Source organism: Duganella violaceipulchra (assembly GCF_019166075.1).
Lineage (GTDB): Bacteria > Pseudomonadota > Gammaproteobacteria > Burkholderiales > Burkholderiaceae_D > Rugamonas > Rugamonas violaceipulchra.
In genome coordinates, this window is record NZ_JAHTGR010000007.1 from 204,804 (window position 1) to 221,087 (window position 16,284).

The following is a 16,284-nucleotide window of genomic DNA, read 5'->3' on the forward strand; positions in this document are numbered from 1 at the left end:
TTACTGCAAAGTGCTTTAGAAATTACCCAAGAACCATTCTTTCATGCGCTGCCATACTGCCTTCACCGAACCATCCTGACGCGTAACGATATGGCCACGCAGGTACTGCTTTTTCGCTTCCAACAACAGGCCCAGCACGGTCGCGTAGCGCGGGCTGCGCACCACGTCGGCCAGCTGGCCACGGTAGTCCGGCGTGCCGAGGCGCGCCGGTTTGAGGAATATGTCTTCCGCCATCTCGACCATGCCAGGCATGATCGCGGTGCCGCCGGTGAGCACGATGCCCGACGACAGCACGCCTTCGTAGCCGGACTCGCGCACCACCTGGTGCACCATGGCGAACAGCTCTTCGACGCGCGGCTCGATCACGGCGGCCAGCGCCTGGCGCGACAGGTTGCGCGGACCGCGGTCGCCCAGGCCCGGCACTTCCAGCGATTCGCCCGGATCGGCCAGCACCTGCTTGGCCACGCCGTAGCGGATCTTGATCTCTTCCGCTTCCGAGGTCGGGGTGCGCAGCGCCATCGCGATGTCGTTGGTGATCTGGTCGCCGGCGATCGGGATCACGGCGGTGTGGCGGATCGCGCCGTCCGAGAACACGGCGACGTCGGTGGTGCCGCCGCCGATGTCGATCAGCACCACGCCCAGCTCCTTCTCGTCCGGCGTCAGCACCGCGTCGGCCGAAGCCATCGGCTGCAGGATCAGGTCCGACACTTCGAGGCCGCAACGGCGCACGCACTTGACGATGTTCTGCACCGCCGACACGGCGCCGGTGACGATGTGGACTTTGACTTCCAGGCGGATGCCGCTCATGCCGATCGGTTCGCGCACATCTTCCTGGCTGTCGACGATGAACTCTTGCGGTACCGTGTGCAGCAGCTGCTGGTCGGTCGGAATGTTAACCGCCTTTGCCGTTTCGATGACGCGCGCCACGTCGGTGGCCGTCACTTCCTTGTCCTTGATGGCCACCATGCCGCTGGAATTGAAGCTGCGGATATGGCTGCCCGCGATGCCGGCGTAGACATTGCGGATCTTGCAGTCGGCCATCAGCTCCGCTTCTTCCAGCGCGCGCTGGATCGATTCGACGGTCGCTTCGATGTTGACCACCACGCCCTTCTTCAGGCCTTTCGATTCGTGCTGGCCCAGCCCGATCACCTCGTGGCGTCCATCGCCCATCACCTCGGCCACCACGGCCACCACTTTCGAGGTGCCGATGTCGAGGCCAACGATCAGGTTTTTAGCGTCTTTAGTCATTTATCTCTGCCTACTGTATTTTTTTCTTCACGATCGGTTTTGGCTTGGCTCCCTCGGCCGGAATCTTCAATCCCGTCGCACTCAGTGCCAGCCCATTCTGGTAACGCATATCGATGGTCTCGATGTTCTGCAAGTGCTCCACCAGCTGCGGATAAATTCCCATCAGGCGGTCCACCCTTTCCTTCAATGTGGTGCTGGTCTGTTCCCGCCCCAGCGCCACGCTCATGCCGTTATTCAGCTTCACCGTCCATGCATAGCGCCCCGACAGCGACAACGACTCCGGCACCAGCTTGAGCGGCGCGAACCAGGTGCGCAGCTCGTCGTAACGCGACAGCACTTCCTTCTCGCTGCCTTCCGGTCCGTCGAACTCCGGCAGCACATGGTCCTCTTCCGCCTCGGCCAGGTTGGCGGTGAACGACTCGCCCTTGGTCGACAACAGCTTGCCGTCCTCGCCCCACGTGCCCAGCGCCTCATGCTCTTCCAGCGCCACGATCAGCTGGTCCGGCCATTCGCGGCGCACCGTCGCGCGGCGCACCCAGGGCACCGATTCAAACGCCTGGCGCACCGCATCCAGATTCGTCGTGAAGAAGTTACCCTTGATGCGGCCCAACGCGTTGCTGCGCAGCGTCAGGTGATTCACATGCCTTAACTCGTCCTGCCCGATCGTCTCGATACGGATGGTGCGCAGCGTGAACATCGGCCGCTGCGCCACCCACCACACGCCTGCCGCGATGCATGCCAACAGCGTCAGGACGAAAATGCCACTGGCGGTTGCATTCAAAGCTTTAGCGTCTTGCCACATCCTGATACTCAGCCCTTCATCTTCAAGCGCGCCGTGCGCAGGATTTCCACGCACAAGTCTTCATAGCTGATGCCTTCCGCGCGCGCCGCCATCGGCACCAGCGAGTGGCCGGTCATGCCCGGCGACGTGTTCACTTCCAGCAGGAAGGGCTTCTGGTCGCTTTCGCGTAGCAGGAAGTCGACCCGTCCCCAGCCCTCGCAGCCGATGGCGCGGTAGGCCAGCACGGCCAGGCGCTGCATCTCCTGCGTCAGCGCTTCCGGCAGCACGGCCGGGCAGAAATACTGGGTGTCGTCGGTGAAGTACTTGTTCTGGTAATCGTAATTGCCTTGCGGGGCCACGATCTCCACCACCGGCAGCGGACGCGCGGTAGCGCCGGAACCCAGCATGGCGACCGTGAACTCGCGGCCGGTGACGAATTCCTCGGCCAGCACCGAGTCGTCCAGCGCGGCGGCGATGTCGAAGGCGGCCTTGAATTCATTGGCGGCGCTGACCTTGGTGATGCCGATGGTCGAACCCTCATGCGGCGGCTTGACGATCAGCGGCAGGCCCAGGTCGGCGCACACGGCGGCCAGGTCCGAGCCAGCATTGAGCACCGCGTAGCGCGGCGTCGGCAGGCCGGCGGCCAGCCAGACGATCTTGGTGGTGATCTTGTCCATGCCCACCGAGCTGGCCATCACGCCGCTGCCGGTGTAGGGAATGCCCAGCAGTTCCAGCGCGCCTTGCAGGCTGCCGTCTTCGCCGAAGCGGCCGTGCAGCGCGATGAACACGCGGTCGAATTTTTCGGCGGCCAGTTCGGCCAGCGTGCGCACGCCGGTGTCGAACAGGTGGGCGTCGATGCCCTTGCTTTGCAGGGCCGCCAGCACGCCGTTGCCGGACATGATGGAGACGTCGCGCTCGGCGGAACGGCCGCCGTACAGCACACCGACCTTGCCGTAAGCTTTTGCGTCAACAGGAGTAAGGTGATTCACTTTCAGACCTTTGGATAGTTAGTCAGTTTGGCAGGGACGCCGCTGATCGAGCCTGCGCCCATGGTCATGACGACGTCGCCGTCGCGTACCACGCCCATGATGGTTTCCGGCATATCGCCGATCGCCTCTACAAATATCGGTTCGGTCTTGCCGCGTGCGCGCAGCGCATGCGCCAGCGCACGGCCGTCGGCGGCGACGATCGGCGCTTCGCCGGCGGCGTAGACTTCGGCCAGCACCAGCACGTCGACGGTGCCCAGCACCTTGACGAAATCCTCGAACAGGTCGCGCGTGCGGCTGTAGCGGTGCGGCTGGAAGGCCAGCACCAGGCGGCGGCCAGGATAGGCGGCGCGCGCGGCGGCGGTGGTCACGTCCATTTCCAGCGGGTGGTGGCCGAAGTCGTCCACCAGCGTAAAGGTTCCACCGCCGGGAATGGCGACATCGCCGTATTTGGTGAAGCGGCGGCCGACGCCGGCGAAGGCGGCCAGGCCGGCCTGGGTGTCCTTGTCTTCGATGCCGATTTCGCGCGCGATGGCGATGGCCGAGCAGGCGTTCTGCACGTTGTGCAGGCCGGGCTGGTTCAGCACCACGTCCAGGTCTGGATAGCCTTCCTGGATCACGGTGAAGTGCATCTCGACGCCAACCGCGCGGGCGTTCACGGCGCGTACTTCGGCGTCCTCGTGGAAGCCGTAGGTGGTCACAGGCTTGGTCACCTGCGGCAGGATGGCCCGTACATGCTGGTCGTCGATGCACAGCATGGCGCGGCCGTAGAACGGCAGACGGTGCGTGAAGCTGACGAAGGCCTGCTTGAGCTTTTCGAAATCGTGCTCGTAGGTTTCCATGTGGTCGGCGTCGATGTTCGTGATGACTTCGATCATCGGCGTCAGGTTCAGGAACGATGCATCCGATTCGTCGGCTTCGGCCACCAGGTAGTCGCCGGTGCCCAGCTTGGCGTTGGCGCCGGCGGCGGTCAGGCGGCCGCCGATGACGAAGGTCGGATCGAGGCCACCCTGCGCCAGCACCGATGCGACCAGGCTGGTGGTGGTGGTCTTGCCGTGCGTTCCGGCGATGGCGATGCCGCGCTTGAGGCGCATCAACTCGCCCAGCATCACGGCGCGCGGAACGATGGGGATCTTACGGCTGCGCGCAGCCACCACTTCCGGGTTGTCGTGCTGGACGGCGGTCGAGGTGACGACGGCGTCGGCGTCGCCGATGTTCGCGGCGGCGTGGCCCTGGAACACCGTGGCGCCCATGCCGGCCAGGCGTTGCGTGACGGCGTTGCTGCCCAGGTCCGAGCCGGACACGGTGTAGCCGAGCGTGAGCAGCACTTCGGCGATGCCGCTCATGCCGCTGCCGCCGATGCCGACGAAGTGAATATTCTGTACTTTGTGCTTCATATTAGTTGTTCCAATACCTGTGCGATAGCGTCGTTCGCATCGCGTTTGCCGACACTGCGCGCCGCCATTGCCATGGTCTGGCAGGCGCCGCGGGTCAGCGTTTCCAACAGCGTCGCTACACTCTGCGCGCTCATTTCCGATTGCGGCATGTGTATTGCCGCGTTTTGTTTCGCCATCCACTGCGCGTTGTCGCGCTGGTGGCTGGTGGTCGATGCGACCAGCGGAACCAGCACGCTGGCAACGCCGGCGGCGGTCAGTTCCGAGAGCGTGATCGCGCCGGCGCGGCAGATCACCAGGTCGGCGTGGTTGTAGGCGGCGGCCATGTCGTCGATGAAGTCGACCACGTTCGCTTCCACGCCCGCCTGCGCGTACGCGGCGCGCAGCGCATCGATGTTCTTCTTGCCCGACTGGTGCGTCACCTGCGGACGCTGCGCGGCCGGGATCAGCGCCAGCGCGGCCGGCAGGTTGTCGTTCAGCGCCTTGGCGCCCAGGCTGCCGCCCACCACGAGGATGCGCAGCGGACCTTCGCGGCCGAAGAAACGCAGGTCCGGCGTGGGCATGTCCAGGATCTCCTTGCGCACCGGGTTGCCGGTGACGACGGCCTTGCTGGCTGCCTTGCCGAAGTTGGCCGGGAAGCCGAAGCACACGCGCTCGGCGAACGGCACCAGCGTTTTATTCGACAGCAGCAGCGCGGCATCGGCATTGACCAGCACCAGCGGCACGCCGCGCAGGCGCGCCATCAGGCCGCCCGGCACGGTGACGTAGCCGCCCATGCCCAGCACCACGTCCGGCTTGCGGCTGCCGATGTAGCCGAAGCAGGAGGCGAAGGCCTTGACCATCTTCAGCGCGCCGGCCAGCGAGTGCTTCAAGCCCTTGCCGCGCATGCCGGTGAAGTCGATGCTGTCCATCGCGATGCCGTGCTTGGGCACCAGCTCCTGTTCCATGCCGGCGGCGGTGCCCAGCCAGGTCACTTCCCAGCCGCGTGCGCGCAGCGTCTGCGCGATCGCCAGGCCGGGGAAAATGTGACCGCCGGTGCCGGCCGCCATGATCATCAATCGTTTCATAGTCTGCCACCACGCATCAGGACCCGGTTCTCGTAGTCGATCCGGAGCAGGATCGCGAGTCCGATGCAGTTAATTACCACCCCCGTGCCGCCATAGCTCATCAGCGGCAAGGTCAAGCCCTTGGTCGGCAGCAGACCAAGGTTGACACCCATATTGATAAACGTCTGCACACCGATCCAGATGCCGATGCCCTTGGCCGTCAGGCCGGCAAAGGTCTGGTCGATGGCGATGGCCTGGCGGCCGATGTCGAAGGCGCGCTTGATCAGCCAGTAGAACATCGCGATCACCACCAGCACGCCGGCCAGGCCGAGTTCCTCACCGATCACCGCCAGCAGGAAGTCGGTATGCGCTTCCGGCAGGTAGTGCAGCTTTTCCACGCTGCCGCCCAGGCCAACGCCAAAAATCTCGCCGCGCCCGAAAGCGATCAGCGAGTGGGTCAGTTGGTAGGCCTTGTTCAGTGCATTGTCTTCTTCCCACGGATTGAGGTAGGCGAAGTAGCGCTCGCGCCGGAATTTCGACAGCGCGATGATGGAGCCGAAGATCACCACCAGCACGGCGCCGATGCCGCCGAACCAGATGGCGTTGATCCCGCCCAGGAACAGGATGCCCATGGCGATGCAGACGATCACGCCGAACGCGCCCAGGTCGGGTTCGAGCAGCAGCAGCAAGCCGACGAAGCCCACCGCCGCCGCCATCGGCAGGAAGCCCTTGGTCAGCTTGTGCATGTATTCCTGCTTGCGCACGGTGTAGTCGGCGGCGTACAGCACGGCGACCACCTTCATCAGCTCCGACGGCTGCACGTTGATGACCTTGAGCGACAACCAGCGGCGGCCACCGTTGACCACCACGCCGAGGCCGGGGATCAGCACCATCACCAGCAGCACCAGGGTGCCGATGAACAGATAGGGCGCGGCCTTCTGCAGGTCGCAGATGCGGATGCGGAACACGAACAGGCCGGCCAGCAGCGAGACGACGATGAACATCGCCTGCCGTTGCAGGAAGTAGGTATTCTGCCAGCGCACGTAGTTGGCGAACTTGGGCGAATCGGGCAGCGAGATCGAGGCCGAGTACACCATCACCATCCCGAGCAGCATCAACAGCAGCGTGACCCAGACCAGCGGCTGGTCGTACTCCATCATCTTCGATTGCCGCGCGCGGCTGTCCATCGACGGCGACGTCGACTTGTCAGCAAAGCGGAACGGCATCTGGAAGGCCATCAGAGCTCCTGTCCTGCATCGAGGGCGATCTCGCGCACGGTGTCGATGAACACCTGGGCGCGATGCGCATAGTTCTTGAACATGTCCATGCTGGCGCAGGCCGGCGACAGCAGCACGGCGTCGCCGGCTTGCGCCAGTTCGCTGGCGCGCTTGACGGCTTGCGGCAGGTCGGTGCCGCAGTCTTCGATTTCATAGCCCAGGTCCGCCGAGGCTTCCAGCGCGGCGCGGATCTGCGGCGCGTCGCGGCCGATCAGCAGCACGGCGCGCACGTAGCGCGAGACCGGTTCGGCCAGCGGCGCGAAGTCCTGGCCCTTGCCGTCGCCGCCCATGATGACCACCAGGCGCTGGTTGGCGCAGGTGAAGGCTTTGCCCAAGCCGTTCAAGGCGGCCACGGTGGCGCCGACGTTGGTGCCTTTGCTGTCGTCGTAGTATTCGACCTCGTTGATGGCGCTGACCAGTTCCACGCGGTGCGGCTGGCCGCGATACTCGCGCAGGCCGTGCAGCAGCGGCGCCAATGGCAGGTCGATGGCGCGGCACAGGGCCAGCGCGGCCAGCGCGTTGGCGGCGTTGTGCACGCCACGGATTTGCAGCGCGTCGGCCGGCATCAGGTTCTTGACCATGCACTCGACCGGCGGTGGCGGCGGATCGTTCTTCTTGCGCTTCTTCGGTTCGCCCTCTTCTTCCGACGGCACGGCGGTGGCGAGCCACAGCACGCCGCGCTCGCTGTTCAGGCCAAGGTCGTCGCGCAAGGTCGGCGCGTCGGTGCCGAAGCTGACGTTGGCGCCGGTGGCGCTGGCCATGCGCATCACGGTGGCGTCGTCGCGGTTCAACACGCGCACGGTGTCGGCCGCGAAGATGCGGTGCTTGGCGGCGGCGTAGGACGGCATGTCGCCATGCCAGTCCAGGTGGTCCTGGGTCACGTTCAACACGGTGGCGGCATCCGCCTCCAGCGTGAAGGTGGTTTGCAGCTGGAAGGACGACAGCTCCAGCACCCACACTTCCGGCAGCGCGCTGGTACCCGACGCGGCATCCATCACTTCGCGCAGCACGTCCAGCGCGGCGGGGCTGATGTTGCCGGCCACGCGCACGGTCTTGCCGGCGCGTTCGCACAGCTGGCCGACCAGGGTGGTGACGGTGGTCTTGCCGTTGGTGCCGGTGATGGCGATGATCTTGGGCGTGTAGCCGCGTTCATGTTCCAGCGACTCTAGCGCCTGGGCGAACAGCTCGATCTCGCCCCATACCGGCACGCCGGCGGCGGTGGCGGCGGGCGCGATCTCGGCCAGCTCGCGGTACGGCGCCAGGCCGGGGCTGACGGCGACAAAGTCCACGCCCGCCAGCAACGACGCGCCGAACGGACCGGCGACGAAGTCCACTTCCGGCACGGCCGCGCGCAGCGCGGGCAGGCGCTCGGGCGCTTCGCGGGTGTCGGCCACGCGCACGCGCGCGCCGCTGCGGGCGAGCCACAGCGCCATCGCCAGACCGGATTCACCCAGTCCCAGTACCAGTGCGTTTTTGCCGTCGTAGATCATCAGCGCAGTTTCAAAGTAGAGAGACCGATCAGCACCAGCATCATCGTGATAATCCAGAAGCGCACGACGACCTGGGTCTCTTTCCAGCCTTTTTGTTCAAAGTGGTGGTGCAGCGGCGCCATCAGGAACACGCGGCGGCCGACGCCGAAGCGCTTCTTGGTGATCTTGAACCAGCCCACCTGGATAATCACCGACACCGTCTCGGCGACGAAGATGCCGCCCATGATGAACAGGACGATTTCCTGGCGCACGATGACGGCGATGGTGCCCAGCGCGCCGCCCAGCGCCAGTGCGCCGACGTCGCCCATGAACACCTGGGCCGGATGGGTGTTAAACCACAGGAAGGCCAGGCCGGCGCCGGCCAGCGCGCCGCAGAAGATGATCAGTTCGCCCGCGCCGGGAATGTGCGGGATGAACAGGTACTTCGAATAGGTGGCGCTACCGGTCAGGTAGGCGAACAGACCGAGCGCCGAACCGACCATAATCGTCGGCATGATCGCCAGGCCATCGAGGCCGTCGGTGAAGTTGACGGCGTTGCTGGTGCCGACGATGACGCAGTAGGTCAGCGCGATGAAGCCCCACACGCCCAGCGGGTAGCTGATGGTCTTGAAGAACGGGACGATCAGGTCGGCCTTGGGCGGCAGGTCCATCTCAAAACCGGACTGCACCCAGGCGAAGAACAGCTCGAACACCTTGCCGGCGTTGGGCGCGGACACCGAGAACGCCAGGTACAGCGCGGCGCCGATGCCGACCAGCGACTGCCAGAAGTACTTTTCCGCCGAACGCATGCCCTCAGGGTCCTGGCGCACCACCTTGCGGTAGTCGTCGACCCAGCCGACCGCGCCGAAGCCCAGCGTGACGATCAGCACCGGCCAGATCAGGCGGTTCGACAGGTCGCACCACAGCAGCGTCGAGACGCCGATGGAGATCAGGAGCAGCACGCCGCCCATGGTCGGGGTGCCGTGTTTTTTCAGGTGGGTCTGCGGACCGTCGGTGCGCACGGCCTGGCCGTACTTCATGGCGGTCAGCTTGCGGATCACGGCCGGACCGGCCGACAGGCCAATCAGCAGCGCCGTCGCGGTGGCGAACACCGCGCGGAAGGTGATGAAGTTGAAGACCCGGAGTGGTCCAAGGTCCTGCTGGAAAAATTGTGCGAGCCAGAGCAGCATGATTAGTGACTTTCCTTGTTAGCTTGTTGCGATCCAATCAAATGCTGCACGACCCGTTCCATTTTCATGAAGCGGGAGCCCTTGATTAATACGGTTGCATCCGGCGTGACGGCTGCGTCGACAGCAGCCAGCAATTCGCCGAAGTTTTCAAAATGACGGATGGTCGCGCCTTGCATCGCATTTGCCATGCATGCGGCCAGCTCGCCCGTTACCAGCACCTGTTCGATGCCTTTGCTCCGCGCATAAGCGCCGATTTCTTCGTGAAACTCGCGGCCCCGGGTGCCGACTTCGCCCATATCGCCCAGCACCAGCACGCGCGGGGCGGCGGCCTTGGACAGCACGTCGATGGCGGCGCGCACCGAGTCCGGGTTGGCGTTGTAGCTGTCGTCGATGACGACGGCGCCGTTGGCCGCTGTCTTCTTCTGCAGACGGCCGCTGACCGGTGCGAAGGTGTCCATGCCCAGTTTGATCTTGTCCAGCGCGATGCCGGCGGCATACGCGCAGGCCACGGCGGCCAGCGCGTTGCGCACGTTATGCTCGCCCGCCGCTTGCAGGTTGACGAAGAACTGTTCCGGTTCGCCCTCACCTGCGCGGATGGTGACGAACATCTCGCTGCCGAAATCATTGGCGCGGAAGGTGCAACTCACCTCGGCATCCTTGGTCAGGCCGAAGCGCAGCACGCGGCGGCCGGCGGACAGCTCTTCCCAGATCGGTGTGAACTCGTCGCCATGCGGGAACACGGCCACGCCGTCGGCCGGCAGGCCGGCCAGCACGGCGCCGTTTTCGCGCGCCACCGCTTCCACGGTGTGCATGAATTCCTGGTGTTCGCGCTGGGCGTTGTTGACCATGGCGATGGTCGGCGCGGCGATGGCGCTCAGGCGGCCGATCTCGCCGGGGTGGTTCATGCCCAGTTCGATCACGGCCGACTGCTGCTGCGCTTCCATGCGGAACAGCGTCAGCGGCACGCCGATTTCGTTATTCAGGTTGCCGCGCGTGGCCAGGCGGCCTGCTTCGCCGTGGGCGGCGGCCAGGATGGCGGCGATCATTTCCTTGACCGTGGTCTTGCCGTTGCTGCCGGTGACGCCGATGACGGGCATGGCGAACTGGCGGCGCCAGTGGTGGGCGATCTGGCCCAATGCCACCAGCGTGTCCGGCACGACGATGGCCGCGACCTTGGCCGCATCCCAGCCCTCCGGCAGTTCTTCCACCACGACCGCGGCGGCGCCCTTCTCCGCGACCTGCGCGAGGAAGTCGTGGGCGTCGAACACCTCGCCGCGCAGGGCGACGAACAGCGAACCTGCAAAGACGTTGCGGCTGTCGGTGGAGACGCCGCCAAATACAACTTCACCGGAGCCAATCAGCTTGGCGCCGGTCACAGAAGGCAGAATCTGTGCGAGTGCTGCACGCATCAATTCGTCCTCATCATGGTTAAGCGGGCCGACAGCGCCAGCTGCGCGTGGTCGGTGTCGGAGAATGGCAGTTTCTTGCCCTTGATTTCCTGGTACGGCTCGTGGCCTTTACCGGCCAGCAGGATCACGTCCGGCTTGGCGGCATGCTTGATCGCCGACAGGATGGCGGCGGCGCGGTCGTCCAGCGTCTGCACGGTCGATGCCGGGTTGTTGCGGTCCATGCCGGCGACGATCTGCTCGATGATGGCGTGCGGATCTTCGCTGCGCGGGTTGTCGCTGGTGACCAGCACGTGGTCGGCCATCTGCGCGATCTTGCCCATCTGCGGGCGCTTGCCCGGATCGCGGTCGCCGCCGCAGCCGAACACGCACCACAGCTGGCCGCCGCGGTCGGTGGCCACAGGGCGCAGCGCGGCCAGGGTTTTTTCCAGCGCGTCCGGCGTATGCGCATAGTCGATGACGATCATCGGCGTGTCCTGGCCGCCGACCTGCTGCATGCGGCCCGGCGCCGGCAGCAGCGCTTCGACCGCTTCGATGGCGGCGCGCAGGCCCAGGCCCTTGGCCAGCATCGCGCCCATCACGCCGAGCGCGTTGCTGATGTTGAAGTTGCCGACCAAATGGGTCTTGACCAGCGCCACGCCCAGCGGGCACTCCAGGTGGAATTCGGTGCCGGCGTTGCGGCTGCTGCGGAACTGGCTGGCGCGCAGCATCAGCACGCCGGGCATGTCCGGGCGCGCGGTGGCGTCGTGCAGCGTGTAGCCGATCAGCGGAATATCGCCCGACGGCGCGGCGGCCGGCGCTTTCGCCTGCAGATGCGCGATCAGGCGCAGGCCCATTGGGTCGTCCAGGTTGACCACCGCCGTTTTCAGGCCGGGCCAGTCGAACAGCCTGGTCTTGGCGGCCTCGTAGGCCTCCATGGTGCCGTGGTAATCCAGGTGGTCGCGGGTCAGGTTGGTGAACAGCGCGACGTCGAAGTGCATGCCGGCCACGCGGCCTTGTTCCAGGCCGATCGACGACACTTCGATCGCCAGCGAGGCCGCGCCCTGCGTGCGCAGCCCGGCCAGCGTGCGCGCCAGCAGCACCGCGTCCGGCGTGGTGTAGCCGGTAACGTCGTATTCGACTTCGCCGCGCGCGCGGAACAGGCCCACGCCCAGCGTGCCGATGACGGCGGCCGGCTCGGCGCCGCGCGACAGCGCGTGGCCCAGCCACACGGCGCTGGAGGTCTTGCCGTTGGTGCCGGTGACGCCGACGGTGAACATCGCCGCATCCGGCTGTGCATAGAAGGCGTGGGCGATCGCGCCGGCGTGCTGCTTGAGCTTTTCAACGGTGATGTACGGCACCGCCCAGCTGTCGTTCCAGGTAAAACCGGCCGGGTCGAGCACCACCAGCGCGGCGCCCTGCTCGACGGCGCTGGCGATGAAGCTGCGGCCGTCGCCGGCGTCGCCCGCGTCAGCCGCAAACGCAAAAAACACATCGCCCAGCTTGATGCGACGCGAATCCGAAGCCAGCTGCGCGGACGGCGCAAGCTTGCGGATGGCGGCGGCGATTGCCAGCGGGTCGAAGTCAGAAGTCGTCACATGTTCTCCTGTGATGCATTATCAGGAATGATGATATGGGTAAGAGTTGAATCGGGCGTGATGTTCTTGGCGCGCAGCGCGTTGGCGGCCAGCGCCGAGAACACCGGGCCGGCGACGTCGCCGCCGACGTGCACCGGGCCGCCCGGTTCGTCGATCATGACGGCGATGATGAAGCGCGGGTTCGACATCGGCGCCATGCCGACGAAGTTGCCGATGTATTTGGTTTGCGAGTAGTGGCCGTTGATGAACTTCTGCGCGGTGCCGGTCTTGCCGCCCACGCGGTAGCCGGGCACCTGGGCCTTGACGGCCGAGCCGCCAGGCTGCGTGACCATCTCCAGCATCTCGCGCATTTCGGCGGCGGTCTTGGCGCTGACCACCTGGGTGCCGTGCGGCGCTTCCGCCACTTTCTGGAACGACAGCGGGATGATGTCGCCGTCGCGGGCGTAGATCATGTAGGCGCGCGCCAGCTGGATCAGCGACACCGAGATGCCCTGGCCGAAGCTCATATTGGCCTGCTCGATCGGCCGCCAAGATTTATACGGACGCACGCGGCCGGCCACGGCGCCGGGGAAGCCCCACTTGGGCTGCTGGCCGAAGCCGACCTTGGTGAACATCTCCCACATCTCCTGCGGCGGCATGCCCAGCGCGATCTTGGAGGTGCCGATGTTGGACGACTTCTGGATGATGGTCTGGACGTCGATCAGGTAGTGCGGGTGGGTGTCGTGGATCACGTGGTCGGCGATCACCATCGAACCGGCGCCGGTGTCGAACATGGTGTGCGGGGTGATGCGCTTTTCGTCCAGCGCCAGGCCGACCGTGAACGGCTTGAGCGAGGAACCCGGCTCGAAGGTGTCGGTCATCACGCGGTTGCGCAGCTGCTCGCCGGTCAGCTTGGTGCGGTCGTTGGGGTTGTAGGTCGGCCAGTTGGCCAGCGCCAGCACTTCGCCGGTGTGCACGTCCAGCACCACGGCGGCGCCGGCCTTGGCGTGGAACTTCTCCACCGATTCCTTGACCTGCATGAAGGCGATGTACTGGATCTTGCTGTCAATCGACAAGGTCAGGTCCTTGCCGTCGTGCGGCTCGCGCACCGACTCGATGTCCTCGACGATGCGGCCCAGGCGGTCCTTGATGACGCGGCGGCTGCCCGGCTGGCCGACCAGCGTCTTCTGCTGCGCCAGCTCCATCGATTCCTGGCCGGCGTCTTCGACGTTGGTGAAGCCCACCACGTGGGTCGTCACTTCGCCCTGCGGGTAGAAGCGTTTGTATTCCTTGCGGGTCTGGATGCCGTCGATACCGAGCTTGGTGATCTGGTCGGCCACGTCCTGCTCGACCTGGCGCTTCAGGTAGACGAAGCCGCGGTCGGAGTCGAGCTTCTTTTGCAGGTCGGCGTTGCTCATGTCGAGCAGCTTGGCCAGCTCTTTGAGCTTGGCCGGCGGCGCTTCCTGGACGTCGTCCGGGATCGCCCAGATGGCCTTGACCGGCACCGAGGAGGCCAGCACCTGGCCATCGCGGTCGGTGATCTTGCCACGCGTGGCCGGCAGGTCGAGGGTGCGGGCGTAGCGGATCTCGCCCTGCTTCTGCAGGAACTGAGTCGACAGGCCTTGCAGCCACAGGGCGCGCGCGGCCAGGCCGGCGAAGGCGGCAAACAATACGAACAAGACCACGCGCGAACGCCAGACCGGCAGGCGCACCGCCAGTACCGGGTTCTTGGAGAACGGCACGCCCTTGGAGCGGGCCACGCGCGAGGTGTTCACATTGCTGCCGCGGCTCATTTCGATCCTTCCGGCGTCAGGTACTGCGTGCGCGCCGCGGTCAGCGGCGTCATGTTCAGGTCGCGGCGCGCGATTTCCTCGATGCGGGCGTGCTTGCCCAGGGTCGACTGGTCCAGCTGCAGCTGCGCCCATTCGATGTCGAGCTGGCGCGCCTGCGACTGCGTGCGTTCCAGCTCGATGAACAGATGGCGCGCCTGGTACTGGGCGTTCACCAGCGACAGCCCGCAGGCCACCAGCAGCGCCGCCAGCACCAGGTTGATCTTGCCGCTCATGGCGCGCCCTTCGCCGTGGCGGGGTAAGGCAGGCGGCGGGCGACGCGCATCACGGCCGAACGGGCGCGCGGGTTGGCGGCGATCTCGGCGTCGGATGGCTTGAACTTGGCCAGCAGCTTCAGTTCCGGCTGCGGCAGGTCGACCGCGCGGATCGGCAGGCGCCGGTCCGGTTGCTCGACGTTGGCCTTGGACGCGAAGAAGCGCTTGACCATGCGGTCTTCCAGCGAGTGGAAGCTGATGATGGCCATGATGCCGCCCGGCGCCAGGCTGTTCCAGGCCTGGGTCAGACCGATCTCGAGGTCTTCAAGCTCTTTATTGATGAAAATCCGGATAGCCTGAAAGGTACGGGTGGCCGGGTCCTTGCCCTTTTCCCGAGTCTTGACCGCGCCTGCCACGATGCTGGCAAGCTGTCGTGTGGTTGAAATTGGTTCGACTGCCCGGCGAGCAACAATCGCCTTTGCAATCTGAAAAGCAAACCGTTCTTCCCCATATTCTTTGATCACCTTTTCCAGTGTCTGTTCGGTTTCTATGGCAAGCCACTCCGCCGCCGACATGCCGCGCGTGGTGTCCATGCGCATGTCGAGCGGGCCGTCGTTACGGAAGCTGAAGCCGCGCGCGGCGTCGTCCACCTGCGGCGACGAGATGCCCAGGTCGAGCAGGATGCCGTCGGCCTGCCCCACGCCGCGCTCGGCCAGCGCCGCGTGCATGGTGGCGAAGCTGTCGTGGACGATGGTGAAGCGCGGGTCTTTAATTTGTTCTGCGGTGGCGATCGCCTGCAGGTCTTTGTCGAAGGCGATCAGGCGCGCCTTGGCGCCCAGTTTGGACAGGATCAGGCGCGAGTGGCCGCCGCGGCCGAACGTGCCGTCGACGTAGACGCCGTCGGCGCGCGCGCCGTCCAGCGCCAGCGCGTCGACCGCTTCGTCTAGCAGCACCGTCCGATGCTGAAATTCCGGCACCGATGTCATTGTCATCACGGAGCCTTAGAAGGAGAAATTGGCGAGTACATCGGGGGTGCCGGCTTCGATCGCCTGCTGCTCTTTTTCCGCCATCTTGGCGGCATCCCAGATTTCAAAATGTGAACCCATGCCCGTCATCATGACTTCGCGCTCGAGGCCGACGGCGTTGCGCAGCTCGGGCGAGATCAGGATGCGGCCGGCCGTGTCCATCTCGACGTCGGTGGCGTAGCCGAGGAAGATGCGCTGCCAGGCGCGGGCCTGCATCGGCCATTGGGCGATCTGTTGTCGGTGTTGTTCCCACACGGGGCGGGGAAACAGCATGACGCAGCCATCGGGATGGCGGGTCAGCGTGAGGCGGCCTTCGCACTGGATCGAGAGCGCGTCACGGTGCTTGGCGGGGATAGACATCCTGCCTTTGGCATCGAGATTGATTGCGGACGCGCCTTGAAACACGGGATTACCTTTACACCTCAGTAGGGTTAGCGGAGCATGATCGGCGTTTTCCGGTTTTCACTTCCCCCGCCGCTAAGTCGGGTGAAATTTCCCACAAAAAGACACTTTTTCACACAGATGCCCACTTTAGAGGAAGCAAGAATAGTGGTCAAGCGCTTTCAGGCAAACGAAACAGCGATTTTAGTAATGAAATGAAGGACTTAGCGCGATTCCTTGAAGCCGGGTAGAAATAAAATAGTCAGGCAAATTAAGTACTTATGACAAACAGTGAATGTGCTACCTCATCTATGCACATGTGTTTAGACGCACTAAAACGGTGAAAACGGCAAAATAAAATAATTGAATTAAATGCATATAGTTGCAAAGCGCCAACATTGCGGTAGCAAATAGACAAGGAGTGGCCGGGACGGGGAATGTGCGGACGGAGGGGATTTCTTGCGGCATGTCGCGCCGGGGG

General features: G+C 64.9%; 14 protein-coding genes. All 14 read right to left on the reverse strand.

Annotated elements, in window-relative coordinates:
* Positions 1-15: 15 nt before the first annotated feature.
* The 14 genes from ftsA to mraZ are packed head-to-tail and all read right to left on the reverse strand — an operon-like array spanning position 16 to position 15,827.
* Positions 16-1,248 carry a cell division protein FtsA gene (gene ftsA / locus KVP70_RS15195; protein WP_020705070.1) on the reverse strand — a complete coding sequence of 411 codons (1,233 nt, stop codon included), beginning with the start codon at positions 1,246-1,248 and terminating at the stop codon, positions 16-18.
* A gap of 10 nt (positions 1,249-1,258) precedes the next feature.
* A complete protein-coding gene (locus KVP70_RS15200; RefSeq protein WP_217943060.1) occupies positions 1,259-2,050 on the reverse strand; it encodes a cell division protein FtsQ/DivIB in 792 nt (263 codons plus the stop codon).
* An 8-nt stretch (positions 2,051-2,058) separates the two neighbouring features.
* A complete protein-coding gene (locus KVP70_RS15205) occupies positions 2,059-3,018 on the reverse strand; it encodes a D-alanine--D-alanine ligase (protein ID WP_217943061.1) in 960 nt (319 codons plus the stop codon).
* A gap of 2 nt (positions 3,019-3,020) precedes the next feature.
* Positions 3,021-4,412, reverse strand: a complete 1,392-nt coding sequence (gene murC, locus KVP70_RS15210) for a UDP-N-acetylmuramate--L-alanine ligase (protein WP_217943062.1) — start codon at positions 4,410-4,412, stop codon at positions 3,021-3,023.
* Positions 4,409-5,476, reverse strand: a complete 1,068-nt coding sequence (gene murG / locus KVP70_RS15215) for an undecaprenyldiphospho-muramoylpentapeptide beta-N-acetylglucosaminyltransferase (RefSeq protein WP_217943063.1) — start codon at positions 5,474-5,476, stop codon at positions 4,409-4,411. The genes murC and murG overlap by 4 nt, the downstream gene beginning before the upstream one ends.
* Positions 5,473-6,693, reverse strand: a complete 1,221-nt coding sequence (gene ftsW, locus KVP70_RS15220) for a putative lipid II flippase FtsW (RefSeq protein WP_217943064.1) — start codon at positions 6,691-6,693, stop codon at positions 5,473-5,475. The genes murG and ftsW overlap by 4 nt, the downstream gene beginning before the upstream one ends.
* Positions 6,693-8,222, reverse strand: a complete 1,530-nt coding sequence (gene murD / locus KVP70_RS15225) for a UDP-N-acetylmuramoyl-L-alanine--D-glutamate ligase (RefSeq protein WP_217943065.1) — start codon at positions 8,220-8,222, stop codon at positions 6,693-6,695. The genes ftsW and murD overlap by 1 nt, the downstream gene beginning before the upstream one ends.
* Positions 8,222-9,391, reverse strand: coding sequence for a phospho-N-acetylmuramoyl-pentapeptide-transferase (gene mraY, locus KVP70_RS15230; RefSeq protein WP_217943066.1), 1,170 nt, complete (start codon positions 9,389-9,391; stop codon positions 8,222-8,224). The genes murD and mraY overlap by 1 nt, the downstream gene beginning before the upstream one ends.
* A gap of 2 nt (positions 9,392-9,393) precedes the next feature.
* Positions 9,394-10,800 (reverse strand): UDP-N-acetylmuramoyl-tripeptide--D-alanyl-D-alanine ligase, encoded by a 1,407-nt coding sequence (locus tag KVP70_RS15235; RefSeq protein ID WP_217943067.1) that lies wholly within the window; start codon positions 10,798-10,800, stop codon positions 9,394-9,396.
* Complete coding sequence (locus KVP70_RS15240) at positions 10,800-12,374, reverse strand: UDP-N-acetylmuramoyl-L-alanyl-D-glutamate--2,6-diaminopimelate ligase (RefSeq protein ID WP_217943068.1); 1,575 nt, start codon at positions 12,372-12,374, stop codon at positions 10,800-10,802. Before KVP70_RS15240 ends, KVP70_RS15235 begins: the two co-directional genes overlap by 1 nt.
* Positions 12,371-14,146 carry a peptidoglycan D,D-transpeptidase FtsI family protein gene (locus KVP70_RS15245; RefSeq protein ID WP_217943069.1) on the reverse strand — a complete coding sequence of 592 codons (1,776 nt, stop codon included), beginning with the start codon at positions 14,144-14,146 and terminating at the stop codon, positions 12,371-12,373. The genes KVP70_RS15240 and KVP70_RS15245 overlap by 4 nt, the downstream gene beginning before the upstream one ends.
* Positions 14,143-14,418 carry a cell division protein FtsL gene (ftsL, locus tag KVP70_RS15250; protein ID WP_020705059.1) on the reverse strand — a complete coding sequence of 92 codons (276 nt, stop codon included), beginning with the start codon at positions 14,416-14,418 and terminating at the stop codon, positions 14,143-14,145. The genes KVP70_RS15245 and ftsL overlap by 4 nt, the downstream gene beginning before the upstream one ends.
* Positions 14,415-15,389, reverse strand: a complete 975-nt coding sequence (gene rsmH, locus KVP70_RS15255; RefSeq protein ID WP_217943070.1) for a 16S rRNA (cytosine(1402)-N(4))-methyltransferase RsmH — start codon at positions 15,387-15,389, stop codon at positions 14,415-14,417. The genes ftsL and rsmH overlap by 4 nt, the downstream gene beginning before the upstream one ends.
* A gap of 9 nt (positions 15,390-15,398) precedes the next feature.
* A complete protein-coding gene (mraZ, locus tag KVP70_RS15260) occupies positions 15,399-15,827 on the reverse strand; it encodes a division/cell wall cluster transcriptional repressor MraZ (protein WP_026335030.1) in 429 nt (142 codons plus the stop codon).
* Positions 15,828-16,284: the final 457 nt, after the last annotated feature.

Excerpts from the sequence above, each read along its gene's own strand:
- KVP70_RS15235 (WP_217943067.1), bottom strand. The coding sequence starts at position 10,800 with ATGCGTGCAGCACTCGCACAGATTCTGCCTTCTGTGACCGGCGCCAAG.
- ftsW (WP_217943064.1), bottom strand. The coding sequence starts at position 6,693 with ATGGCCTTCCAGATGCCGTTCCGCTTTGCTGACAAGTCGACGTCGCCG.
- KVP70_RS15245 (WP_217943069.1), bottom strand. The coding sequence starts at position 14,146 with ATGAGCCGCGGCAGCAATGTGAACACCTCGCGCGTGGCCCGCTCCAAG.
- ftsL (WP_020705059.1), bottom strand. The coding sequence starts at position 14,418 with ATGAGCGGCAAGATCAACCTGGTGCTGGCGGCGCTGCTGGTGGCCTGC.
- rsmH (WP_217943070.1), bottom strand. The coding sequence starts at position 15,389 with ATGACAATGACATCGGTGCCGGAATTTCAGCATCGGACGGTGCTGCTA.
- ftsA (WP_020705070.1), bottom strand. The coding sequence starts at position 1,248 with ATGACTAAAGACGCTAAAAACCTGATCGTTGGCCTCGACATCGGCACC.
- KVP70_RS15200 (WP_217943060.1), bottom strand. The coding sequence starts at position 2,050 with ATGTGGCAAGACGCTAAAGCTTTGAATGCAACCGCCAGTGGCATTTTC.
- murG (WP_217943063.1), bottom strand. The coding sequence starts at position 5,476 with ATGAAACGATTGATGATCATGGCGGCCGGCACCGGCGGTCACATTTTC.
- mraY (WP_217943066.1), bottom strand. The coding sequence starts at position 9,391 with ATGCTGCTCTGGCTCGCACAATTTTTCCAGCAGGACCTTGGACCACTC.
- murC (WP_217943062.1), bottom strand. The coding sequence starts at position 4,412 with ATGAAGCACAAAGTACAGAATATTCACTTCGTCGGCATCGGCGGCAGC.
- murD (WP_217943065.1), bottom strand. The coding sequence starts at position 8,222 with ATGATCTACGACGGCAAAAACGCACTGGTACTGGGACTGGGTGAATCC.